General features: G+C 40.3%; 21 protein-coding genes. 6 read left to right on the forward strand and 15 right to left on the reverse strand.

Annotated features, from left to right (window positions below):
* The first annotated feature begins 10 nt into the window (after nt 1-10).
* Together H5118_RS04660 and H5118_RS04665 are read left to right on the forward strand one after the other, a co-directional pair.
* Nucleotides 11-1,552: a serine hydrolase gene (locus H5118_RS04660; protein ID WP_182747949.1), complete on the forward strand. Its 1,542-nt coding sequence runs from the start codon at nt 11-13 to the stop codon at nt 1,550-1,552.
* Nucleotides 1,553-1,652: 100 nt separating this feature from the next.
* Nucleotides 1,653-2,570 (forward strand): histone deacetylase family protein, encoded by a 918-nt coding sequence (locus H5118_RS04665; protein WP_149593802.1) that lies wholly within the window; start codon nt 1,653-1,655, stop codon nt 2,568-2,570.
* A 13-nt stretch (nt 2,571-2,583) separates the two neighbouring features.
* On the opposite strand, the gene H5118_RS04670 is transcribed toward H5118_RS04665, so the two are convergent.
* The 14 genes from H5118_RS04670 to rsmD all read right to left on the reverse strand — a co-directional run bounded on the left by H5118_RS04670 (nt 2,584) and on the right by rsmD (nt 18,690).
* Nucleotides 2,584-2,877, reverse strand: coding sequence for a hypothetical protein (locus H5118_RS04670; protein WP_182747951.1), 294 nt, complete (start codon nt 2,875-2,877; stop codon nt 2,584-2,586).
* 6 nt (nt 2,878-2,883) lie between these two features.
* Nucleotides 2,884-3,693 (reverse strand): DUF2797 domain-containing protein, encoded by an 810-nt coding sequence (locus tag H5118_RS04675; protein ID WP_024597548.1) that lies wholly within the window; start codon nt 3,691-3,693, stop codon nt 2,884-2,886.
* Between the two features lie 22 nt (nt 3,694-3,715).
* Complete coding sequence (locus tag H5118_RS04680; RefSeq protein WP_182712046.1) at nt 3,716-6,256, reverse strand: EAL domain-containing protein; 2,541 nt, start codon at nt 6,254-6,256, stop codon at nt 3,716-3,718.
* 112 nt (nt 6,257-6,368) lie between these two features.
* Entirely contained in the window at nt 6,369-7,652 is a 1,284-nt protein-coding gene (purD, locus tag H5118_RS04685; RefSeq protein ID WP_138489712.1) for a phosphoribosylamine--glycine ligase, read from the reverse strand.
* A 15-nt stretch (nt 7,653-7,667) separates the two neighbouring features.
* Nucleotides 7,668-8,489, reverse strand: a complete 822-nt coding sequence (locus H5118_RS04690; RefSeq protein WP_024603687.1) for a class I SAM-dependent methyltransferase — start codon at nt 8,487-8,489, stop codon at nt 7,668-7,670.
* A 106-nt stretch (nt 8,490-8,595) separates the two neighbouring features.
* Entirely contained in the window at nt 8,596-10,182 is a 1,587-nt protein-coding gene (purH, locus tag H5118_RS04695) for a bifunctional phosphoribosylaminoimidazolecarboxamide formyltransferase/IMP cyclohydrolase (RefSeq protein WP_024603688.1), read from the reverse strand.
* Between the two features lie 325 nt (nt 10,183-10,507).
* On the reverse strand, nt 10,508-10,798 hold the full coding sequence (fis, locus tag H5118_RS04700; RefSeq protein ID WP_002957804.1) for a DNA-binding transcriptional regulator Fis: 291 nt from the start codon (nt 10,796-10,798) through the stop codon (nt 10,508-10,510).
* Between the two features lie 19 nt (nt 10,799-10,817).
* On the reverse strand, nt 10,818-11,789 hold the full coding sequence (gene dusB, locus H5118_RS04705) for a tRNA dihydrouridine synthase DusB (RefSeq protein WP_024597553.1): 972 nt from the start codon (nt 11,787-11,789) through the stop codon (nt 10,818-10,820).
* Between the two features lie 282 nt (nt 11,790-12,071).
* On the reverse strand, nt 12,072-12,953 hold the full coding sequence (gene prmA, locus H5118_RS04710) for a 50S ribosomal protein L11 methyltransferase (RefSeq protein ID WP_002957801.1): 882 nt from the start codon (nt 12,951-12,953) through the stop codon (nt 12,072-12,074).
* 68 nt (nt 12,954-13,021) lie between these two features.
* Nucleotides 13,022-14,872 (reverse strand): RNA polymerase sigma factor RpoD, encoded by a 1,851-nt coding sequence (rpoD, locus tag H5118_RS04715; protein WP_002957800.1) that lies wholly within the window; start codon nt 14,870-14,872, stop codon nt 13,022-13,024.
* Nucleotides 14,873-15,261: 389 nt separating this feature from the next.
* A complete protein-coding gene (dnaG, locus tag H5118_RS04720) occupies nt 15,262-17,013 on the reverse strand; it encodes a DNA primase (RefSeq protein ID WP_165744708.1) in 1,752 nt (583 codons plus the stop codon).
* Between the two features lie 244 nt (nt 17,014-17,257).
* Nucleotides 17,258-17,704, reverse strand: a complete 447-nt coding sequence (locus H5118_RS04725) for a GatB/YqeY domain-containing protein (protein WP_182747953.1) — start codon at nt 17,702-17,704, stop codon at nt 17,258-17,260.
* 19 nt (nt 17,705-17,723) lie between these two features.
* A complete protein-coding gene (gene rpsU / locus H5118_RS04730) occupies nt 17,724-17,939 on the reverse strand; it encodes a 30S ribosomal protein S21 (RefSeq protein WP_002957797.1) in 216 nt (71 codons plus the stop codon).
* Nucleotides 17,940-18,084: 145 nt separating this feature from the next.
* Nucleotides 18,085-18,690: a 16S rRNA (guanine(966)-N(2))-methyltransferase RsmD gene (rsmD, locus tag H5118_RS04735; protein ID WP_182747955.1), complete on the reverse strand. Its 606-nt coding sequence runs from the start codon at nt 18,688-18,690 to the stop codon at nt 18,085-18,087.
* 207 nt (nt 18,691-18,897) lie between these two features.
* Here rsmD and ftsY point away from each other — a divergent pair, with 207 nt between their 5' ends.
* The 4 genes from ftsY to rpoH all read left to right on the forward strand — a co-directional run bounded on the left by ftsY (nt 18,898) and on the right by rpoH (nt 23,821).
* Nucleotides 18,898-20,895 carry a signal recognition particle-docking protein FtsY gene (gene ftsY, locus H5118_RS04740; protein ID WP_182747957.1) on the forward strand — a complete coding sequence of 666 codons (1,998 nt, stop codon included), beginning with the start codon at nt 18,898-18,900 and terminating at the stop codon, nt 20,893-20,895.
* 87 nt (nt 20,896-20,982) lie between these two features.
* Nucleotides 20,983-21,660, forward strand: a complete 678-nt coding sequence (gene ftsE, locus H5118_RS04745; protein ID WP_182747958.1) for a cell division ATP-binding protein FtsE — start codon at nt 20,983-20,985, stop codon at nt 21,658-21,660.
* On the forward strand, nt 21,657-22,643 hold the full coding sequence (gene ftsX / locus H5118_RS04750; RefSeq protein ID WP_002957792.1) for a permease-like cell division protein FtsX: 987 nt from the start codon (nt 21,657-21,659) through the stop codon (nt 22,641-22,643). Before ftsE ends, ftsX begins: the two co-directional genes overlap by 4 nt.
* 314 nt (nt 22,644-22,957) lie before the next feature.
* Complete coding sequence (gene rpoH / locus H5118_RS04755; protein ID WP_002957791.1) at nt 22,958-23,821, forward strand: RNA polymerase sigma factor RpoH; 864 nt, start codon at nt 22,958-22,960, stop codon at nt 23,819-23,821.
* A 344-nt stretch (nt 23,822-24,165) separates the two neighbouring features.
* Here the strand turns inward: rpoH and H5118_RS04760 are convergent, their stop codons facing one another.
* Nucleotides 24,166-24,927 (reverse strand): divergent polysaccharide deacetylase family protein, encoded by a 762-nt coding sequence (locus H5118_RS04760; RefSeq protein ID WP_182720031.1) that lies wholly within the window; start codon nt 24,925-24,927, stop codon nt 24,166-24,168.
* Between the last annotated feature and the right edge of the window lie 8 nt (nt 24,928-24,935).

Consider the following 24,935-nt stretch of genomic DNA (forward strand, 5'->3'; position numbering starts at 1 on the left):
TAGGATTGATATGAAATTAACCAAACTTGCCGCAATTGCACTATTAGCAGGCACTACGTTTAGCAGCTGGGCACAAGTTGATACCAACAAAATTGACGACGTAATTAAAGCGTCAATGGCACGTTTTGACGTACCCGGTATGGCAGTTGCCATTGTTGAAAACGATAAAGTAATATTTGCTAAAGGCTTTGGTGTAACTAATCTCGATACCAACAAAAGAGTAAACAAAGACACTTTATTTGGTATTGCTTCAAACACAAAAGCATTCACTACTGCGGCACTGGCAAAGTTGGTTGATGAAGGTAAATTAAGCTGGGATGATCGCGTAATTGATCATTTACCCGAGTTTAGATTGTACGATTCGTACGTAACACGCGAAATGCGTATTCGTGACTTATTAAGTCATCGCAGTGGGCTTGGGCTTGGGCAAGGAGATTTAATGATTTGGCCAAGTACCGATAAATCAGTTGATGAAATTTTAGCGGGATTACAGTATTTAAAACCAGCGAGCAGCTTTCGTAGTAAGTACGCTTATAACAACTTGATGTTTGTTACCGCTGGTGAAGTGGTTGCACGTGTGGCGGGGATGAGCTGGAACGATTACATCGAAAAAAATATATTACAGCCGCTGCATATGGATAACTCACGCGCGGGCTTTTCACGTATTCCTAAAAGTAATAAAAACTGGGCGACAGGTCATATTCCTATGGATGGCACGCTTCATCCATTTTTTGTGAACTATCTTGAGGACTTTAGAGGCGCAGGCGCTATTGCATCAAGTGTAAGCGACATGAGCCAATGGCTTCGTACGCAATTAGCAGGCGGTAAAATGCCAAGTGGCGAGCAGCTATTTAGTGAAAAGCAACAAGCGCAAATGTGGCACCCACATATTACATCTATGGCGTCTAAAAGTGCGTTTGAATCGTATCATCAGCAGTTTAGGGGTTATGGGTTAGGCTGGAGCATTGAAGACTACCATGGCTTTAAAAAGCTAGGTCATGGCGGTGGTATTTTAGGAATGGTATCGCAAGTTACTTTATTGCCTGAGAAAAAACTTGGTATTGTTATTTTATCTAATCAACAAGCTTTTGGTGCGCTTTCGGCGGTAACCCATGAAGTACTTGAAGATGCACTTGAGCTTGAAGATAAAGACTGGGTAGAGGATTTAGCTAAAAGCCATTTTGAAGGCAAACAACAAGCGTATGTTAATGCAAAACCAGAAGCCCCCGCTGACTACCAACCACAATTACCAAACATTAATTACACCGGTACATTACACGATGATTGGTATGGCGATGTAATTATTGAGCAGTTAGATGGTAAATTACGCATTGATTTTACCCACACTAAACGCTTGAAAGGCACTCTTGAGCATTACACTGGTAATACATTTATTGTTAAGTGGGATGAAAAGCTACTTGAGGCGGATGCGTTTATTCGTTTTGAAATGAGCTCACAAAATCGTGTAAACAGTGCCAAAATGCGTGCGGTATCAACACAAGTGACCGACTTTAGCTTTGACTTTAGAAACCTACATTTAAAAGCAAAATAGTTAATAATGATATTTAAAGTATTGATATAAACCAAAGTCGCAAAGCCACCCATCGGTGGCTTTGCTATATTAAGTTTTTACACCTTGTAAGGGACTTTTTATGCGTACCGCTGTTATTTCTCATCCTCATTGCCGTAAGCATAAAATGATAGACGACCACCCCGAGTGCCCAGAACGTCTAGATGCCATCACAGACCGATTACTTGCCAGCGGCGTAGATGTTGGCTTAACACACCTCCAAGCACCCAAGGCCGAGCGTGAGCATTATTTACTTGCTCACGATGAAGCTTTACTTAAACACGTAGAAAATACGCTACCAACAGAAGGGCTCGCTAATTTAGATGGCGATACGTGGCTGTGCCCCGATTCGTTTAAAGCGATTGAGCGGGCAGTAGGTGCAGGATTGTTAGCGGTTGATGAAATACTTGCCGATAAACTCGATGCTGCTTTTTGCTCAGTACGCCCGCCAGGGCATCACGCTAATAAAAACTCATCATCTGGGTTTTGTGTGTTTAATAACTTAGCTATTGCTGTTAAGTACGCACAAAGCAAAGGGGTTAAGCGCATTGCTATTGCGGATTTTGATGTACACCACGGTAATGGCACGCAAGATATTTTTATTGATGACGAAAATGTACTGCTTTGTTCGTTATTTCAGTATCCGTTTTATCCAAATACAGCGGTTAAAAATAATAGCCATATAGTTAATTCACCTCTGCCAATTGCCAGTAATGGCGACGATTTAAAAGAGGTGTTTACTGGGCAATGGTTACCAAAATTAAAAGCGTTTAAACCTGAATTACTTTTTATAAGCGCAGGGTTCGATGCTCACCTAGAAGATGATATGGCAAGCTTAAAGTTTGTAGAGGATGACTATATTTGGCTTACCGAGCAACTATGTGGTGTTGCTAAAGAGGGCGGTTGTAAAGGGGTTATTTCGTATTTAGAAGGTGGCTATGCGCTATCAGCTTTAGGTCGCAGTGCTGTAGCGCATATAAAAGTGCTTACTGAGGTTTAAATAAAGAGAGTGTTTATAGCCCTAGTAAATCAAACGCCTGCGCAGTACTTAGGGTTTTGATTTTACTAAGGCAGCATTGCCCTTCATTTAATAAGTAAGCTGTAACAAGCTGTGCTAGTTGCTCGCCATTCAATTTAGGGCAAACAGTGCCTTGTAAATTAAGGTAGTCACCTTGCTTGTTAAGTACTCGCACATCGCTTAGCTCACTTTGCGTAACGCTGTGCAAGCACTCTTGTTGCTCTTGTTGGTTATGGGCTATCTCAAGCTCATTATAAATAACCAATAATTGTGGGTAGCTGTTTAACATGGCCCGTTAGCCTACGGTTACTTCATAAGACGTAAATTTACGTATATTAATAACGCCTTTTTCAAAGATTAAGTACTGACCTTTAATACCTTGTAAAACACCACTTACAACAGGGTCTTTATCAAAGTTAAATGAGCTGATTTTTGTTGGGTATTCGGTTACTGGAAAGTTTAAATCAACCACATCTTCATCAAGTTGCTCTATTGCTGTTGCGCCAAATAATTCACTGAGCTCGTTTAGCTTTTCACTAATTTGTGGGATCAGCTCGGCTGCCGCTGCTTTTAAGTCAATTGCGTCGTTTTGACCTTTTAGCATATTGCGCCAATTAGTTTTGTCGGCAATAAATTCAGCCAATGCAACTTCTACTAAACCAGATTGCAGGCGAGTTTGCACTTTAAAAATAGGTAATGCCTGAGTGGCGCCTTGATCAACCCAGCGAGTCGGTATTTGTGTGTGGCGGGTAATACCTACCTTTAAACCTGAGGTGTTAGCGAGATACACATAGTGTGGGATCATGCAGTTTTCTTCGCCCCACTGCGGCTCTCGGCAAGTGCCTTGATCGTAGTGGCAGGTTTCTGGTTTCATTATGCACATATCGCAACTAGCAAGCTTGCGCATACATACAAAACAGTGACCTTGAGAATAGCTTTTTTTGGTTTTTTTACCGCAGTTAGAACATAAAATAGTGCCACTAAAGGTAAGCGTAAGCTCCTTACCTATAAATGCATTTAAGTCTACTAAGTGTTCACCTACAGGTAAGTGATATTGTACTGGTTCGGTTAAGCTCGATTTTAGTTTACGCAGTGTGCCTTGCATCTTTACTTGGCCCCTAAAGATGTTAAAAAGAGGAGTCTAACATTTTTAAGCTATATTGGCTTTTTAAGAAGTGTAAATAGTCGGTGTAAGGCAGTGCTTTTGCGTATAAATAACCTTGGGCGGAATCAGCGTTCATATCTTTGAGCAAGTGATGGATTTCTTGGGTTTCTACCCCCTCAATTGTTATTGATAAATTGAGGTTATGCGCCATATCAATGGCTGTTTGTACTATAACTTGGTGAGTTGGGTTGTTAGGCAAATCAAAAACAAATGACTTATCTATTTTAAGCTCACTAAAGTGATAATTAACTAAGTAGCTAAGTGACGCGTAGCCTGTCCCAAAGTCATCCAGTACCACTTTAATACCTAATGCGGTTAACTCATCAACTAACTTTATAAGTGCATCTTGACTATCTACGAAGGCCGATTCGGTTAGTTCAAATTTAAGTAAGTGTGCCGGCACTTGGTATTTAATTAAAATATTTTCTACTTTTTCGGCTAAATTATTTATGGTTAAGTTTTTAGCACTTAAATTTACGCTAATTGTGTGCTCGTTATAGCCATTTTTAGTAAGCTCAACTATGTCTTTACAAGCTTGCTCTATTACCCACAGTGTTAGCTCGTTAATAATACCTGTGTGTTCAGCAAGTATTATTAGCTCTTCAATTGATAAGTTGCTGTAAGTTGGGTCGGGCCAACGTAATAAAGCTTCAGCACCACTTACGTGGTTACTTAATAAGTTTATTTGAGGTTGGTAATAAAGCGCCAGTTGATTTGTTTTGATTGCTTGTTGCAGCTTAGCGGCTAGAGCAACGTCCATCATCAGATTATTACCGTTTGACGATGACCCAACTTGATTAACGCTACCTTTTGCTTTTTTAAGCGCTAAATAACCACGCTTTAACCAATATTCAAAGTCGTTAGTCTTGCCTGCACTACTAATACCTATACTGTAACTAAGCTGCAGGTTTAGCCCTTTAATTTCATATTGTTTTGGTAGGCTACTAATTATTTTAGTCAGTAGTGCTTCTAGCATTTCTTGGTTTTGTGTTTTTGTAGAAATACAGGCAAATACACCACTGCTTAAATCGGCTAAGCGAGGACTGGTGTTTAAATCTGTTTCGAGGTTTGTAAATTCACGTTCATGGCTGAGTTCTAATTCAAGCTCTTTGGCTATATGCTTTATAAGTGTGTAGCCCTGAGAAGAGGTAATAATCGTATTGAGTGAATTAAAGTGACGTATTTTTATTAAACACAACGTTGTTGAGCGATTTTGGCTCTGTAGTGCCATAAATGCTTGTTTTAGCTTGGAGCTATTGAGTAATCGTGTTTGTTGTGTATGCGTGGCATGGTAAAGCGCACGTTCTCGCTGATACCTTACCCTGTCTGCTAATGCCATCGCCATTAAAATAACTTCGCACAAAATAGCGACTAAAAAGGCATGGCGGGTTGCAAAGGTATACGGTAAAACACCAGTGAGTTCCATAGGTTGAATTGCCGCACCAAAAATTAGCGGTATCCATGATAAAACATAAAACTTAGCCCACCTAAAACCACTGCGTAACTTGTTATATATTAAAATAATACAAGTAATATAAAGCAGTACCATTACACCAAAAAATATAGGAGCCGCTATATTTTCAGGAATAAACAAGCTACATACAGCAAGAGTAAACATAAGCCAAAGTAGAGCTATACTCATTTTGTAACGCCAACATTTATCTTTATGATAGCGCAAAAACATGGTGCAAAAAGCAAGGGTGAAAAAGGCGACCCCATAATTACTAAACACAATTTGTTCGTGAATAAAGAGCTGCCATTGCTTAGGCCATAAATAAAAACCAAAGCCCAGTACTGCACCCATTAGTGTAATAGCGCTGACGATGTAGCCAATATAAATTAAATAAACACGGTCTTTTATACCAAAATAAAGCACCAAGTTGTAAAGCGCAGCCATCAATAGCACGCCTACAAAAATACCCCAGATCCCAGTTTGAGAGCGTACTAAGTCAATAAACTCTTTATCACGATACAAGTTTACAGGTGTTTTACTTATGCCTATTGTGTCTATTTTTATTACTAGGCGTTGTGATGATTTTCTTTCTACTAAAAAGCGAATATGCGGTACGCTGTATTCAAACAAAGAGAGGGCTTCTTCTTTATCGCCGAGTTTGTATGTTTCAATTAGTTTGTTATTTTTATCGAGGCGATAAACCGTAAGGTGATCGACCATAGGGTTGTCAAAATGTGCTACAACATTTTGCTTGTTAAGACTTTTATTTTCTAAATCAAGAAACAACCAATAATTTTGTTGGCTAAAGCTCCATGGAACATCTGAAAATGGTTGATGAGTAAGTAATTCAGGTTGGTTAATGATGGTATCGAATTTTTTAGTTTTGGTTTCGTCAATATAGTAGGCGTAATCGAGGTACATTGGAGCCGTTTTATCAATTGTATATCGTGTAGGCACGACTAAGTTTGATGCCAATGTACTGATTATAAAAAATATAAAAATCAGTATGGCAACAGCAATTGCATGGTAACGTAAAGTTCTTAGTTCCAACGTTAATTTACTTTTAAAAAACCTTTTAATTAGTGTAGCACTAAAAAAGCGCAGGGAAACTGCGCTTTTTTAGTTAAATTAATTGGTTATACCAATGAATAGGTATTATAGGCTATTGCTCGCGTGCAATAGCACGGTAAGCTATATCTGTACGATATTCCATACCATCCCAGCTAATTTGTTTAACAAGCTCATAGGCGCGTTGCTGCGCTTGCGTAACAGTGTTACCAAGTGCTGTTGCGCATAATACGCGACCGCCTGCGGTTACAACGTCATTGCCACTTTGTTTAGTACCCGCATGAAACACTTTTTCACCTGCAGGGTAATCCACTTTTAGCCCCGAAATAGCGTCACCTTTAGGGTAATCACCAGGGTAGCCTTTAGCGGCAAGTACAACACCAACGGCTGCGCGTGGGTCAAACTCAATTGTTGTTTTATCAAGTTCTACACGGTTAGCAGCTTCAATCAATTCAACCAAATCTGATTGCAAACGTAGCATCATTGGTTGAGTTTCAGGATCGCCAAAGCGACAATTGTACTCAATTACTTTAGGGGTGCCTGTTTCGTCAATCATTAAACCTGCATATAAAAAGCCGGTGTACGGATGGCCTTCGCTTGCCATGCCTTCTACCGTAGGGTAGATCACTTCGTTCATAATACGCTGGTGGATTTCATCAGTAACAACTGGCGCAGGTGAGTATGCACCCATGCCACCCGTGTTAGGACCCGCATCGCCATTGTAAGCGCGTTTATGATCTTGGCTTGTTGCAAATGGTAATACGTTTTTACCATCAACCATTACAATGAAAGACGCTTCTTCACCGTCTAAAAACTCTTCAATAACAACACGACTTCCCGCATCGCCAAAAGCATTACCCGCAAGCATATCGCGAATAGCTTCTTCGGCATCGGCCTCCGTCATGGCTACAATTACGCCTTTACCCGCAGCCAAACCATCTGCTTTTACAACAATTGGCGCGCCTTTCTCTTTTAAATAAGCAAGGGCAGGCTCAATTTGTTCAAACGTTTGGTAGTCGCCCGTTGGGATTTTATGACGTGCTAAAAAGTCTTTAGTAAACGATTTCGAACCTTCAAGCTGAGCTGCGCCCGCCGTTGGTCCAAAAATAGCCATGTTATGTTCACGAAACTTATCAACAACACCCAGTACTAACGGTATTTCTGGACCTACAATAGTAAGCTCTACCTTATTTTGCTGTGCAAAACTAAGTAAACCATCTAAGTCGTCAACGTTTATTGCTACGTTTTCAAGTTTTGGTTCAAGTGCAGTACCTGCATTACCAGGGGCTACAAATACAGTATTTACTTTGGTGTTTTGAGCGGCTTTAAACGCAAGTGCGTGTTCGCGGCCGCCGCTGCCAATGACTAAAACATTCATGGCGAAAATTCCTATTTAAAGCGGTTTCTTAAATTTCAGCGTCATGCGGTCGCTTTCACCAATGGCTTTATATTTGTCAGCATCTTGTTCGCCGAGTCTTAAGCTTGGTGGTAGCGTCCATACACCTTTAGGGTGATCGGCTGTATCTTTTGGATTTGCATTTATTTCACTGCTTGCTACTAATTCAAACCCAGCTTGTTCAGCAAGGTCTACTACGTAGCTCTGCTTCATATAACCTGATGTTTTTTGATCTTCATCAGCACGCTCTTCAGCTAAACGGTGTTCAACTAAACCTAATGTACCGCCTGGTTTAAGGGCTTTATAAAAAGCTTGGAATGCACTTAGTGCACCGCTTTTATCTTTGCCCATATACCAGTTATGTACATTACGAAATGTTAAAACCATATCGGCACTGCCAGCTGGCGCAATATCTAAATGTGTTACAGGTGCAAACTCAGTAATTTTAACGCTACTAAAGCGCTCATCTTCTGCTACTTTTTGTTTAAAGCCTGCAAGAGAGCGTTGGTAGTAGCCAACTGATGAATCAGCAGGAAAGTGCGCGGCAAAATAAGTGCCTTGTTCTTTTAATGCTGGCGCTAAAATTTCACTATACCAACCACCACCGGGTGCAATTTCAACAACTGTCATGGTTGGTTTAAAGCCAAAAAATGCAAGTGTTTGAGCTGGGTGACGATATTCATCACGAGCGCTGTTTTTAGCACTGCGTTCGCTTGATTGAAGTGCATGTTCAAGGCTTGATTCGTGGTTATGGCTAAGCGCCATAGTCGATGTCATTGTTAGTGTGGCTACAAGTAGCGATTTTAGCGCAAATTTCATTGTTTGTTCCTTCACATTATAATTTTAAATAGGTTATTGAATAATCAGAATACGTGAATTTATAGCAAACAAAAAGGGTTAAACCAACGTTTAACCCTTTGTGTGATTAGTGGCGGAAATGGCGCATACCAGTTAGTACCATTGCCATGCCAGCTTCATCAGCAGCTGCAATCACTTCTTCATCACGCATTGAGCCACCAGGCTGAATTACCGCAGTAATGCCAGCGGCTGCGGCTGCGTCAATGCCATCACGGAATGGGAAGAATGCGTCAGACGCCATAACTGAACCTTTAACTTCAAGGTTTTCGTCGGCGGCTTTTATACCTGCAATTTTAGCTGAGTATACGCGGCTCATTTGGCCTGCGCCTACACCAATGGTCATACCGTCACGGGCATAAACAATTGCGTTTGATTTAACAAATTTAGCTACTTTCCAGCAAAACAGTAAATCTTTAAGTTCTTGCTCAGAAGGCTGGCGCTTAGAAACAACTTTTAAGTCGCCTTGCGTTACCATGCCTAAGTCGCGGTCTTGAACTAAAATACCGCCGTTAACGCGTTTAATATCTTGGCCAGCTGCTTTACCTGTCCACTGTCCACATTCTAATAGGCGCACGTTCTTTTTAGCTTCAACAATTTTTGCAGCGTCGCTCGAAATACTAGGTGCAATAATTACTTCAACAAACTGACGGTCAACAATTGCTTGTGCAGTTGCTGCATCTAGCTCTCGGTTAAAGGCAATAATGCCACCAAATGCTGATGTAGGGTCTGTTTTAAAAGCGCGCTCGTATGCTTGTAGAATATTGTCGCCAATTGAAACACCACACGGATTAGCATGTTTTACAATTACGCACGCAGGTACGTCAAATTCTTTAACACATTCAAGTGCTGCATCGGTATCTGCAATGTTGTTAAACGAAAGGGCCTTACCTTGCAATTGAGTTGCTGTTGCAACTGATGCTTCAGCAATGTCATTTTCAACATAAAAAGCAGCATCTTGATGTGAGTTTTCACCGTAACGCATATCTTGCTTTTTAGTGAACTGCATATTGATAGTACGTGGGAATTTAGTCTCTACAGCAGCTTCCTCGGTGTAATCAGGCACCATTTTACCGAAGTAGTTAGCAATCATGCCATCGTATTGTGCAGTGTGCTCGTAGGCGGCAATCGCTAAATCAAAACGTGTTTTGTACGTTGTTGAACCATTGTTGTTTTGCATTTCGCTAATAACACGGTCGTAGTCGCTCGCGTTTACCACGATTGTTACATCTTTGTGGTTTTTAGCTGCTGCACGAACCATTGTAGGGCCGCCAATATCAATGTTTTCAATGGCATCTTCAAGGCTGCAGTTTTCTTGAGCGACTGTATTCGCAAAGGGGTATAAGTTAACTACAACTATGTCGATAGCAGAAATGTTGTTATCTGCCATTACGCTTTCATCTTGTCCGCGACGGGCTAATATGCCGCCGTGAATTTTTGGGTGAAGGGTTTTTACGCGACCATCCATGATTTCAGGGTGGCCTGTGTGATCTGATACTTCAGTCACTTTTATGGCGTTATCAGCAAGTAGTTTACATGTGCCGCCAGTTGATAAAATATCAACGCCTTGCGCTTCAAGTGCGCGGGCAAATTCAACAATACCGGTTTTATCAGACACACTTAATAGTGCGCGACGAATGGGACGATGAGTATCCATTGTAGTTTGATTTCCTCAGTTAATGAGCTAGCTTAGAAGCGGGCATTTTAACTGATTACTACTCAAAAAACGACTTATAAAGGCTCAATAAGCGTGAGCATTTTGCAATTTAGTTAATAAACTGTAGGCATAAAAAAAGCACCCTAAGGTGCTTTTTTTGCAAAATACCAGTTGTATTGGATTAGTAAGTAGTAATAACGATAGAAAAACAAGTCTATAACAAGGCAAAAATTTTGCAGTGTAGTTATTCTACATAAAAAACTTTTAACGACGTTATGGGCTTGTTTAGCTCGTTAGAATACTTACGCTTTCAATATAATTAGTATTAGTTCATGCCGTATTTTTTAAGCTTTTTACGTAAAGTACCACGGTTGATACCTAGTAAAATTGCTGCACGAGTTTGGTTACCACGTGTATATGTCATTACTTCTTCAAGTAATGGCGCTTCTAGCTCTGAAAGAACAAGGTCGTAAACGTCTTGCACATCTTGACCGTTAAGCTGCTTTAAATAGTGGTGAACAGCTTTTTTTACTGCATCACGCAATGGCTGCGGTTTCTCGTGTGACTGAACATGAGGGTTAGTGATAAATGGAGAAGTCACGTTTTGTTCGAACATTATTAAGTCTCTTTCTTTCTTAGTTAGCTGCTAGTGTTTTAAAGTATTGCTCTAATGCGACGACCTGTGCCTGTGGGTTGTCGAGCGCATTAAATACTCGCCTAAACTGACCATCACTGTCATGGGTTTGCAAATACCAAGATACATGTTTGCGAGCAATTCGCGCTCCCATTGGCTCACCGTAAAACATATGGAGGTTTGTTAAATGCTCCATTAATATACTGCGCACCTCTGCAATAGCAGGTGGCTGTAAATGTTCCCCAGTTCGCAAATAGTGGTCTATCTCCCTAAATATCCAAGGGCGACCTTGGGCGGCTCGGCCAATCATAATGGCATCTGCACCCGTATAGTCTAAAACCTGTTTTGCTTTTTCTGGTGATGTAATATCACCATTGGCAACTACAGGAATCGACACTGAACGTTTTATATCCCTAATCGTGGCGTACTCAGCCTCACCTTTGTACATACATGCGCGCGTACGCCCATGTACAGCAAGTGATGCAATGCCATAACGTTCAGCTATTCTCGCAATCTCTACACCATTACGGTTATCCGGATCCCATCCTGTACGGATTTTAAGTGTCACAGGTATATCAACAGCATTAACGACTGCATCAATAATCTCTTCCACAAGTTCAGGAAACTGTAATAAGGCAGAGCCTGCGAGTTTCTTGTTCACTTTTTTTGCTGGGCACCCCATATTGATATCTATGATCTGTGCACCATTAGCAACATTGAATTGTGCGGCCTGCGCCATAAGCTCAGGATCTGCTCCTGCAATTTGCACCGCGCGTATACCCGACTCACCGCTGTGATCCATACGGTTCATCGACTTTTCTGTTTTCCAAACCTTAGGATTTGACGATAGCATTTCAGACACAGCTAAGCCCGCACCTAAGCGTCGACAAAGTTGTCTGAATGGTCTGTCTGTAATGCCTGCCATTGGCGCGACAATTACATTATTCTCAAGTTGGTATTTACCGATACGCACTATATTCAATAGGCCTCTTTTCAAGGGGCGCTAAGTTTACGGTTTTTTTCACAAAAATCAAAGGCTATAAATTGAACAAAAGTAACTTTTTTTTGCCCTTTTCGTATTGACATTTGATAACCACATGACAAGTAGGTTGATTTGTTTGAAATTCATACAGATTTTATTTTTTACAAGACAACTAGAAAATTTTTGGATATGTAAAAAAATAGTAAAGCCTGTTAAATACAGGCTTTACATGCATGTTTTGAGTTAATGCTCTAGATTTGATTGTTCGATTTATTACGCTTTTTTAGTGCCACTTACTCGAGTCCAATCACCTTCAACGGCAATGTCATCTAGTTCAATAAACGGTGCATAAATGTCAGCAACCGATTGTGCTTGTTCTTCTAAAATACCTGACATGGCAATTTTACCACCTGGCTTTAATAACCCTAAAATCACACTATGTAATTCGCGAAGTGGCTGGGCTAAAATATTGGCCACTACTATATCTGCACTAAACTCAGGTTGGTTTTCTGGAAGGTATACTTCGAGTTTGTCTGCAACACCATTTCGGTTCGCGTTATCAAGGCTAGCTTCAAGCGCTTGAGGGTCAATATCTATCCCAATCATACGCTCTGCACCTAGTTTTATAGCTGCAATACCTAAAATGCCTGAGCCACAACCAAAATCAACAACCGTTTTACCCGTCAGATCTTGGCTTTCTAACCATTTAAGGCACAAGGCCGTTGTTGCATGCGTACCCGTGCCAAAAGCAAGGCCAGGGTCTAGCAATACATTTACAGCATCAGGGTCAGGAATGTCGCGCCAGCTTGGGCAAATCCATAGTTTTTCGCCAAATTGAATAGGGTGGAAGTTATCCATCCATTCACGTTCCCAGTCTTTATCTTCAAGTTGCTCGATTTTGTATACTAAATTGTCTTTTAGCTCATCATGGCGCTTCAATAACGCAACGACTGCGTTCATATCATGATTAGCTTCGAACAGGCCAATAACTGTGGTATCAGCCCAGAACACAACGGTGCCAATTTTAGGCTCGTAGATAGGGGTGTCTTTTGCGTCAATAAAGGTTACTGAAGCGCTACCCGCTTCCATTAATAGATCGCTTACGGCATCAGCTGTTGCAGCATTGGCATTAATACGAATTTGGATCCAAGCCATGGTTATTTCCTTCAAATAGAAAAAAGGCCGCTATAGCGGCCTTTTTAGTTTATATAGTAGCGCTAAAATTATTTAGCGTCTAAAAAGCTTTTCAGTAAATCTGAGCGAGAAGGGTGGCGTAATTTACGCAGCGCTTTCGCTTCTATTTGACGAATACGCTCACGTGTTACGTCAAACTGTTTACCTACTTCTTCTAAGGTGTGGTCGGTATTCATATCAATACCAAAACGCATACGTAGTACTTTAGCTTCACGAGCTGTTAAGCCTGCAAGTACATCGTTAGTTGCGCCACGAAGAGATTCCATTGTTGCCGAATCGATTGGCGAATCAATAGTTGTATCTTCGATAAAGTCACCTAAGTGAGAATCTTCATCATCACCGATTGGTGTTTCCATTGAAATTGGCTCTTTAGCAATCTTAAGTACCTTACGGATTTTATCCTCAGGCATCATCATGCGTTCTGCTAATTCTTCTGGATTTGGCTCACGACCCATTTCTTGTAACATTTGACGAGAGATACGGTTAAGTTTATTAATCGTTTCAATCATATGCACAGGGATACGGATTGTTCTTGCTTGGTCAGCAATAGAGCGTGTGATTGCTTGACGTATCCACCACGTAGCATAAGTAGAGAACTTATAACCACGGCGATATTCAAACTTATCAACCGCTTTCATCAGACCAATGTTACCTTCTTGGATTAAATCTAAGAATTGTAAGCCACGGTTTGTGTATTTTTTAGCAATTGAGATTACAAGACGTAAGTTAGCTTCAACCATTTCTTTTTTCGCACGGCGTGCTTTCGCTTCACCTATGCTCATTCGACGGTTGATGTCTTTAATACGCTCAATGCTTAAACCTGTTGTTTGTTCAATAACAGATAATTTATTAATGCTACGAATGATTTCTGGCTTAACTTCTTCAAGTTTAGCTGAATACTTTTCGTTACCTGAAATTTCTAAATCAACCCAAGAAGCGTCAGTTTCGTTATTAGCAAAATGCTTAACGAATGTTTTCTTTGGTAATTTAGCAATTTGAACAGCTTGCTTCATGATTAGGCGTTCTTGAACACGAACACGATCCATCATTTCACGCATGTTATTTACCATGCGGTCAAACTGTTTAGGTATTAATTTAAATGTTCTGAAAAGCTCACCAATTTCAAAAATGGCTGCTTGTGATTCAGGATGCGAACGACCTTTAGCTTCAAACGTATCACGTGCTTTATTATATAAATCACGTAAATTTTCAAAATGAATACGAGCTTCTTCAGGATCTGGCCCTGTGTCTATCTCTTCTTCATCTTCATCATCGCTATCAGCATCATCTTTGTCATCTTTATCGTCGTCCTCAAGTTGCTTAGCACTTAATTCTGAACCGATGTTAGTTGCTGAAATTGGCGCTGTATCTTCATTAGGATCGATAAAGCCAACGATAATATCGCTTAAACGCATTTCTTCAGCTTCAAACTTATCCCACTGCTCTAGTAGGTAAGTGATTGCTTCAGGGTACTCTGCAACAGAAATCTGTACTTGATTAATGCCTTCTTCAATACGTTTAGCGATTACAATTTCGCCTTCACGTGTAAGAAGTTCAACAGTACCCATTTCGCGCATGTACATGCGAACTGGATCCGTTGTACGGCCGATTTCTTTTTCTACAGTCGCAAGGGCTGCAGCGGCAGCTTCAGCTGCGTCTTCGTCTGTCGTTGTTTCTTGCATCATTAATTCATCAGCATCAGGCGCGTTTTCGCTAACCTTGATACCCATGTCATTAATCATGCTTATGATATCTTCTACTTGATCTGAGTCTATAATGTCTTGTGGAAGGTGATCATTTACTTCTGCAAAAGTTAAGTAGCCTTGCTCTTTACCTTTCTGAATCAGAAGTTTTAATTGTGACTGAGGAGTTGGATCCATAGAGATTGTTTCTTCCACTCTGATAAGTTGATACAACAGGCGCCATCATGTAGTTTGCATTAAAGCTAACTAGAATAATGTGACGCAGTGAATAGCACAGTATAACAGTTTAAATCAATTTTGACTAGGGTCTGTTAGTCTTTCAGGATTAAAGTTTGTTCTATCCAAGGGTGGTTTAATCGCGGCGCGAGGTTTGTAACCTAGTGGGCTAAGTAAAACCGAGCAACAAAGAGTAAACCTCCCTTGGGTCGAACCCAAAGGGCAGCGCGTGTTTGGTATTTATGCTGCGTTATCGCCTATTTATGTGGAATAACCACACTACATAAGCTCTGTCTTGTCTAAATACCAAACACACTGCTGTAAACTTAACCTCGAAAGATAAACAGACCCTAACTGTTAGTCGCTTTTAACGCTGTCATTAACAAATGACACTCAAGCCTTTCATCGCTACTAAGGCCTTGTGTCTTGTCCTTTATTAATAGGGTCTCGAGTCGATAATTTAAACACTGATCTTCAATAAACTTGAAAGTATTTTTAAAAACCGTCTCTAGACGTTCTTCATTTATCTCATGTTGCCACGTTGCAAGCTTGATTAATGGCTCGTAATCTTCAGTTCCTCGAAAAAACTCGAGCAGTTGCGCAGTGGTCACATTTTCTTTTTCTAAAGCTTGTTCTTGTAATCGTAATAACAGCCCTATGCCAGCAATGTTCATTTGTGCAAGCTCAGGTAAATACGGCACACTTTTAGCTAAATTAGGGTGCTGGATCAATATACCGATAGCTTGGCGCATAGGTGTTATTTTAAATTTACGTTCAATAGAGTGTTGTTGTTTAGGCGTTTTTAAACGGCTATTCAACTGCTCACGCGTTCTGCCAATTAAGCGTCCTAATTGTTCAAGAATGTTTTCTTGATAAAACTCACTTGGAATTTTTTCAATTAGTGGAAGTGCTGCACTAAGAAGTTTAGCTTTTCCTGAATCGAGTGTTAAATCAACCTCTTGGCTTAATTTATTAAACAATACTTTGGTAAAGTCATCTGCTTGGCTTAGGCGCAATTCGAATTGCTCCTTACCTTCTTTTTGTACAAGCGAGTCAGGGTCTTCGCCATCTGGTAAAAATGCAAATTGTAGTGCTTTACCATCGTTTAAATAAGGGAGTGCATTTTCAAGTGCCCGCCAAGCAGCGTCACGGCCAGCCCTGTCGCCATCGTAACAACAGATTACTTTATCAGTAGTTCTAAATAAAGTGTGCATGTGCTCGCTTGTTGTTGCTGTCCCCAGTGATGCAACTGCATATTCAATCCCTTGTTCAGCTAAGGCAACAACATCCATATAACCTTCAACAATCATTACATGATCAAGTTTTTTATGGGCTTGCTTTGCTTCGTAAAGCCCATAAAGCTCAAAGCCTTTATGGAAAATTCGGGTTTCTGGCGAGTTTAGATATTTTGGCCCTTGGTCGGCTTGCATTACACGCCCACCAAATGCAATAACGCGTCCGCGTTTATCGCGAATAGGGAACATTAGGCGATCGCGAAAAAAATCAAATTGTCTGCCTGGTGTTTTTTCTGAAGCTAGCTTTAGCTCAACCAATTGCTCTTTTTGTTCTTTATTACGACCAAGCTGTAGGCATAGCCCATCCCATTCACTGGGAGCGTAGCCAATCATAAATTTTTTAACAGTTTCACCGCTTAAACCACGGCCTTTAACATACTCAATAACAGCAGCAGAATTACTATGGTGTTTTAATTGGTGCTGATAAAAGCGAGCAGTATGAAGCATTAAGTCGTAATCGGAGCGCTTTTGCGCAGCCGTACGCTCTGGTGCTGAATTTGCGCCTTGTTCTCGAGGTACTTCTAAGTTAAGCATGCTGGCTATTTCTTCAATAGCATCTACAAACTCTAGCTTTTCGTACTCCATTACAAACGAAATTGCATTACCATTAGCGCCACACCCAAAGCAGTGATAAAACTGTTTGTCTTGCGATACAGTAAATGAGGGAGATTTTTCGTTATGAAATGGACAGCAAGCTTGATAATCCTTACCTGCTTTTTTTAGACCTACTTTTGAGTCTATCAGGTCGACAATATCGGTTCTGGCAAGTAAATCGTCTATAAAGTTACGTGGGATCTTTCCGGCCATTAGTAAAATACAGTCCTGAAATAATAAGAAGAAGAACGAATATGAAATTTACTTTTTTATACTTGCTTGATGCAAAATATAGTGTGCTTTAACTTACCAAAATGACAGCGAAATAAATAGGGAAGCTATAAAAAATTTCATTTTAAAGTAACCTAATCGGTGTACTTTTTATTAAAGTTAAAAACAAAGAAACCGAGCGCTAGGCTCGGTTTACTTCAATCATACTTTAATGTATGTGGGAGTATTAGGCAGTTAATCGTTGCTTAATTAAACCAGAAATCTTACCCATATCGGCTCGACCTTCAGCTTTGCTTTTGATTATACCCATTACTTTACCCATGTCTTGCATACCTGCTGCATTAGTATCAGCAATAGCCGCGTCAATGAGAGCAATTATTTCTTCTTCACTCAATTGTTTAGGTAAAAAAGTTTCAAGCGCTACTATTTCATTGGCTTCAATATCAGCTAAATCATCACGCCCAGCATCTTTGTACTGAGTGTAAGAGTCACGACGTTGTTTAACAAGCTTCACTATAACGGAGGTAATACCTGCGTCGTCTAGCGTTATTTGCTCGTCAATTTCACGTTGCTTGATTGCAGCAAGTACCATACGAATAGGGTTAAGACGTTGCTTGTCTTTAGCTCTCATCGCATCTTTTTGCGCATCTTTTAGCGTTATTAAAAGGCTCATTTATACAAGACCTAATATATTAGTATAATTTAACGCGACGAGCGTTATCACGAGAAAGTTTTTTCATGTGACGTTTAACTGCAGCAGCTTTTTTACGCTTACGCTCAGCTGTTGGTTTTTCATAGTGCTCGCGACGACGAACTTCTGAAAGGATTCCTGCTTTTTCACATGAACGCTTGAAGCGACGAAGTGCTACGTCAAACGGTTCGTTCTCTCTTACTTTAATTACTGGCATTAAAAATTCACCTACCTAAATTATGAGCGTTGCTCAAGTTGATCAAACATTGATCAAGTGGTTCAAAAATGGTGCGGTATTGTAATCCGAAGCAACACCACATGTAAAGGACAATATTAACAGAAACGCATTACGTTAAACAGTATTAATTTGCTTGTCGCTGGTACAGTTGGCAAAGTACTTGTCCTGCCTTTTTTTCTTTAATTAACAACCAGTTGGTTGGTGTTTCTAAGGCAGCTAGCTCTGCCTCTACTTCAACATAAATTAATGCGTCGTTACTTAACCATTGGTTTTTTTCTAATAAATCGCAGGTTGTTTGCGCTAAATCTTTACGAAATGGTGGGTCAACAAATACAAGATTAAAAGCTTCGTTTGTGTTTTTTTGCTCTAAAAAGGAGAGCGAATTAGTATGTTTAACGTATGCGTTGTCGAGCTTTAAAGTGCTAATATTTTGTTCTAATTGCTTAGCAGCTAATGAGTCGAGCTCGATAAATGTAGCGCTTTTAGCAAATCGAGATAGTGCTTCAAATCCCAATCCACCAGAACCGGCAAAACAATCAAGTACATTTGCGTCACGCGTATCTTGCATTAGCCAATTAAATACAGTTTCTTTAATTCGATCGGTAGTAGGTCTCAAGCCTTCTACGTTTTTAACCGGGAGTTTACGGCCTCGAAATTGACCACTAATCACTCTAATAAAGCCATCACTTGGCTTGTTAGTAGCTTTATTTTGCGTTGTTTTTTTTCTCATTTAGCTCACTAAAAAATGGTATATGGTATCTAGCTCAGATAATATTATGGGCGATTACGTGTAGCTTCATTTTTCAACCGCATTAAAAGTGTTACTATTGAACACTTACGTTTTGAATGGTTGTATTTATTAGCAACTATTGCTGGGCATTGCCAAGCTATTTCAAATTTTAGTTTATCAGATTTTTATAAGTGGTTATTAGCAAGTATGACAAAAAAAAGTAAATTCATGTCGTGGCTCGGTTTTGGCAAGTCAGATAAAAAAGAAGCAGAGCAAAAAGCAGCAGCTGATAAACAACAAGTATTAGCGCAAGAAGAGGCCCAGAAGCTAGAGCAAGAAAAACTAGCGCAAGAGCAAGCTGAAGCTGAACGGTTAAAAGCAGAGGCTGAAACAGAGCGTTTAGAACAAGAACGCCAGCGTGCTGAAAACGCGGAAAAGATTGCCATTGAGCAGGCCAATTCTGAATTGCTTGCAAAACAGCAAGCAGATGCCGAGGCGCAAAGACAAAAACATGCGCAACGTTTAGCCGATCAAGAAAAAGAGATGCGCTTAGAGCAAGAACGATTAGCGGCAGAAAAAGTAGAGGCTGAGCGACTAGAGCAAATACGCCTTGAAAAACAAGATGAGGCAATCAAAGCCGAAAAGCTTGCAATAGAGCAAGCGAATGCTGAGTTATTAGCAAAAGAACAAGCGGATGCTGAAGCTCAAAGGCAAGAGCAAGCGAAGCGCTTAGCAGAACAAGAAGCGCAGATGCTTTTAGAGCAAGAACGCATTGCGGCTGAAAAAGCAGAGAATGAACGCTTAGAGCAAGTACGTATTGCAGCTGAAAAAGCAGAGAATGAGCGTTTAGAGCAAGAACGCCTTGCAGCTGAAAAAGCAGAGAATGAACGCTTAGAGCAAGAACGCCTTACAGCTGAAAAAGCAGAGAATGAACGCTTAGAGCAAGAACGCCTTGCAGCTGAAAAAGCAGAAAACGAGCGTTTAGAGCAAGAACGTATTGCAGCTGAAAAAGCAGAGAATGAACGCTTAGAGCAAGAACGCCTTGCAGCTGAAAAAGCAGAAAACGAGCGTTTAGAACAAGAACGCCTTGCTGCTGAAAAAGCAGAGAATGAACGCTTAGAGCAAGAACGCCTTGCGGCTGAAAAAGCAGAAAATGAGCGTTTAGAGCAAGAACGTATTGCAGCTGAAGAAGCAGAAAATGAGCGTTTAGAACAAGAACGTATCACAGCAGAACTTGCAATTGAAGAAGCTAAAAAAGCCGAAAAGCCAAAAAAAGAAGGGTTTTTCTCTCGTCTTAAAAAAGGCTTGTTAAAGACTCGCGTTAATATAGGTTCTGGTTTTGCGTCTATTTTTAGTGGAAAAAAAATAGACGACGAATTATTTGAAGATCTTGAAACTCAATTACTCACCGCCGATTTAGGCGTTGATACTACCATGAAGTTGATTGATCGTTTAACTGATGCAGCGAACCGTAAACAGTTAAAAGATGGTGATGCGCTTTATGAGTTAATGAAACAAGAAATGGCTGCGATGCTTAAAACGGCAGAACAGCCTTTAGTCATAAGCGAAGATAAAAAGCCGTTTGTTATTTTAATGGTAGGTGTAAATGGTGTTGGTAAAACAACGACTATTGGTAAAATGGCTAAGCAATTTCAAAACGAAGGTAAGTCGGTTATGCTGGCTGCTGGTGATACGTTTAGAGCGGCGGCTGTTGAGCAGCTTCAGGTTTGGGGAGAACGTAACAGCATTCCCGTTATTGCACAGCATACAGGTGCAGATAGTGCATCAGTTGTGTTTGATGCATTCCAAGCGGCCAAAGCACGTAATATAGATGTGTTAATTGCTGATACAGCTGGGCGCTTGCAAAATAAAGATAATTTAATGCAAGAGCTTGAAAAGATAGCTCGTGTAATGAAAAAGATTGATCCTGATGCGCCGCACGAAGTGATGCTAACTATCGATGCAGGCACAGGGCAAAATGCAATTAGCCAAGTAAACCTGTTTAATCAATGTGTTGGTTTAACTGGTATTACGCTTTCAAAACTTGATGGAACTGCAAAGGGTGGTGTTATTTTTGCGGTTGCAGATAAGTTTAATATTCCAATTCGTTACATTGGTGTTGGTGAAGGTATTGATGATTTACGCGCTTTTAAAAGCGATGATTTTATTGATGCGTTATTTAGCCAAGATGAGGACGACGTTTAATTTACCAAAAAAGGGAGCTAGCTCCCTTTTTAATTGCGAGGAATACTAATTTCATTAATGTGTTAATGGAGTTGGCATAATAAAAAGATGATAAATTTTCAGCAAGTAAGTAAGACCTATCCTGGAGGGCACCGCGCCCTCGAAAAAGTTAATTTTCATATTAAACCGGGTGAACTTGCCTTTTTAACTGGCCACAGTGGTGCGGGTAAAAGTACGTTGCTTAAGTTAATTAGCTTAATGGAACGTCCTTCAGCAGGTAGTGTATTTATCAACGGTGTTGATTTAAACAAAGTAAACTCGCGTCAAATTCCTTATGCTCGTCGTGATATAGGTATTATTTTTCAAAACCATAGGTTATTAGAGCGCTACACTATTTTTGATAACGTGGCATTACCTCTCATTATTGAGGGGACTCACCATAAGCAAATAGCTAAACGGGTCCATGGTGCGCTTGACAAGGTAGGCCTAATTGACAAAGTGAAATGTCATCCTTCAATGCTCTCTGGAGGCGAACAACAACGTGTTGGTATTGCCAGAGCTATTGTAAACTCCCCACCAATTTTACTAGCTGATGAACCAACAGGTAATCTTGATCCAGAGCTTTCAATGGAAATACTCAAGTTGTTTGAAGACTTTAATAAACACGGTACCACTGTTTTTATCGCAACGCATGATTTGGGTTTGGTTGCACGTATGAAGTATCGTAGCTTAACCTTAAAAGATGGCCGTATGCTTCAAGACCCGCTTGCTGAGGGGGCACTATGAGTTTACTTTTTAAAGGTCGCCAAAATAGTAACGACAAGCAAAAAAAATCAGTATTAGCTGGCGGTTATTTTTTTATTATTAATATTTTTCGCCAAGGTGTGCATAGCTTAGGTGAAATGTGGCGCACGCCGCTTGCGTCTATGATGACTATCGCTGTACTTGGTTTGAGCCTAACGTTACCTGCAACACTTTACTTAGTCGTTAAAAACGTACAGCAAGTGAGTAGTGGCTTTGAAGAGGCGAGTGAAATATCGTTGTTTGTAAAAGAAAGTATGAACGAGCAAGAAACGCAAACATTAGTAAAGCGTTTAGCACTTTACCCAGAAGTGGAAAGTGTTGAGTTTATTTCAAAACAACAGGCATTAACAGAATTTAAAGACGTATCTGGCTTTGGGCAAGCTTTGGAGTATTTAGATAAAAATCCATTACCGGATGTGGTACTCGTTACTCCAACAAAACGTCACAGACATCCAAATGCAGCTAAAGTACTGCTAACTAAATTAGAAAGTGAACGTGAAGTTGATTTTGGTAAGCTCGATATAGCCTGGTTAGAGCGTTTAAATGCATTACTAGATTTACTCAAAGAAAGTGTAATAACTATCGCATTATTACTACTTACCTCAGTGACACTTATTATTGGTAACACCATTCGTTTGTCGATCATGGATAAAAAAGAAGAAATACAAGTAATGAAGCTAGTAGGCGCAACGAACACCTTTATACATGCCCCATTTTTGTGGACCGGTATTTGGTATGGTGTAATAGGTGGTTTGTTTGCCTTTATATGCGTAGGTCTGATGATGTGGTGGCTTTCAAGCGCTGTGAGCAGTGTGGCGGGGGTGTATCAAACAAGCTTTTCGTTAATAGGATTATCGCTTAATGAACTCGGCTTTTTAGTGTTACTTGCAACAAGCTTAGGATTTGTAGGCTCGTACCTTTCTGTAAATCGATATATTAAAGAAATAGAACCCGATAAAGTATAAAAAACCCTGCAAACTATAAGTGAACGAACCCAGCTTGATATGCGTATCGTATCGGACTGGGTTGTACCTCCCATTATTAAAACTGTCATATTTGTGTACTATCCTCCCATAAAGTAATGAGTTGTAAATAAGGTGATGCGGTTAGGTTAATTGGCTGTAACTCCTCAATTCATCACTTATTCAGTCGCTTGTAGTAGACTAAACACATACTAAAAACTGCTTGATTTATACTTTTAAAAAGTTTTAAATTGGGGTTAGCACTCTTAGAGAAAGAGTGCTAAGATAGTTTCAAATGTTTATCACCGAGGTGAAAAATGAGTAAAGATTTATACGCAATGGCACTTACAGTCGGACAACAAAGCGCAAGCATGGACGGTTACCTTCAAGCGGTAAGCACTATTCCTATGCTTAAAGTTGAACAAGAGCAAGAACTTGCTAAAAGACTTCAGGAAGAAGGCGATCTTAGTGCTGCCAAGCAACTCATTATGTCGCATTTACGCTTTGTAGCACATATTGCTAAAAGCTACTCGGGATACGGCTTACCACAAGCTGACCTTATTCAAGAAGGTAATATAGGCCTGATGAAAGCGGTTAAACGTTTTGACCCTACAGTGGGTGTACGTTTAGTGTCGTTTGCAGTGCATTGGATTAAAGCCGAAATTCACGAGTTTGTTCTTAAAAACTGGCGCATAGTTAAAGTTGCAACCACTAAAGCGCAACGTAAATTGTTTTTTAATCTTCGTAAAAACAAAAAGCGTTTAGGCTGGTTCAACCAAGCTGAGGTTAGCACTGTTGCTAGCGAGCTAGGTGTGAGTGAAAAAGAAGTACGTGAAATGGAATCGCGCATGAGCGGCCAAGACATGGGCTTTGACCTAACTGGTGACGATAACGACGATGCACCAACAAGTACATACTCTCCAGTACAGTATTTAACAGATGGCGCAGCTGACTTAGCTGACGACGTTGAACAAGAGCAGTGGAAAGAGCAAGCGCATACCCGTTTATTTAGCGCACTTAAAACACTAGATGAACGTTCACAAGATATTGTTAGCGCGCGTTGGTTGTCTGATGATAAAGCAACCCTTCAGGAGCTTGCACAAAAGTACAGTGTATCTGCTGAGCGTGTTCGTCAGCTTGAAAAAACAGCGATGAAAAAGTTACAAAGCGCTATGAGCTAATATTGCTCAAGCAGCAAAATTTAAAAAGCCCTGCATGAAAATGCGGGGCTTTTTGCTTTTGAGTAGGTTGGTTTGAGCGAAGCGAAACCCAACGATAAAATATCTAATCAAGTAATACCGATACTCTGCATTATCGAATGGTTATACCAATCCGCAATAATACTTAATCATTTTGCGGGGCTAAACGTGTCGCTACCTGCGTTAAAAAAGTCTCATTTAGAACAACTGAATAGTGAATTTTTTGCCTAGCTATCAACACGTTTTTCCGCCCTCAAAATAGACCACTTAATTAAGCGAATTGGTATTAGTTTATTATTCGGATATAGCATTATTTAAAGCTTATATTACCTAGCACTCACTCCCTTTCTCTCAGCATGCGCTAACTGAATGTACTTACGTTCAACTAATTGCGAAACAGGTACGAGTTCAAAACCTTGCTTAGTTAGCTCTGGTAAGGCATGGCGTAAAAACTCGATGGTTTCAGGGTAGGGGTGAGCAATTGCAATGGCAAAGCTATGGGAAATGGCTAGTTGTTTTAACTCTTCAAGCCTTAGCTGCAGTTGTTCTGGTGTAGTTATGTTGTCTAAAAACACTTGGCGACTAATATTAGCAACCCCCAAAAAGTTAGCTGCATTTTGTGCCTGACTCAAATCGGTTGTGCGACTATCTAAAAAATATAAATGACGCTTTTTAAGTACTTCCATTGTCCACTTCATAGCTTGGCTTTTTTGCGTAAGCGCTGAGCCCATGTGGTTATTAACGCCTTTAACTTGCGGTAAACTAGCGAGAGCTGTTCCAAGAGTTTGCTGAAGCTGCTCTTTATTCATATTTAAAGTAAGCGCACCAGGCCCTAGTTCTTTACCGTTAAGTGCTTGCATAGGTACATGAAGCAATAACTCTTTATTTGATTGACTGGCAAGTGTTGCAAAAATTTGCGAATAAGGGGTATGGGGCAAAATTGAATACGACAATTGCCCAGGTAAGGAAAGGAACTCTAAGTCCCGTTGATGATAGCCTATATCGTCTATCACTATTGCTATTTGCTTGGCGCTAATTGTTGCAGAGCTAAAACAAATAGCTAATGTTAGCCATTTTATTATTTTCACGTTTATAG

This window comes from Pseudoalteromonas sp. SR41-1 (assembly GCF_014164015.1).
In the GTDB taxonomy this organism is placed as follows: domain Bacteria; phylum Pseudomonadota; class Gammaproteobacteria; order Enterobacterales; family Alteromonadaceae; genus Pseudoalteromonas; species Pseudoalteromonas distincta.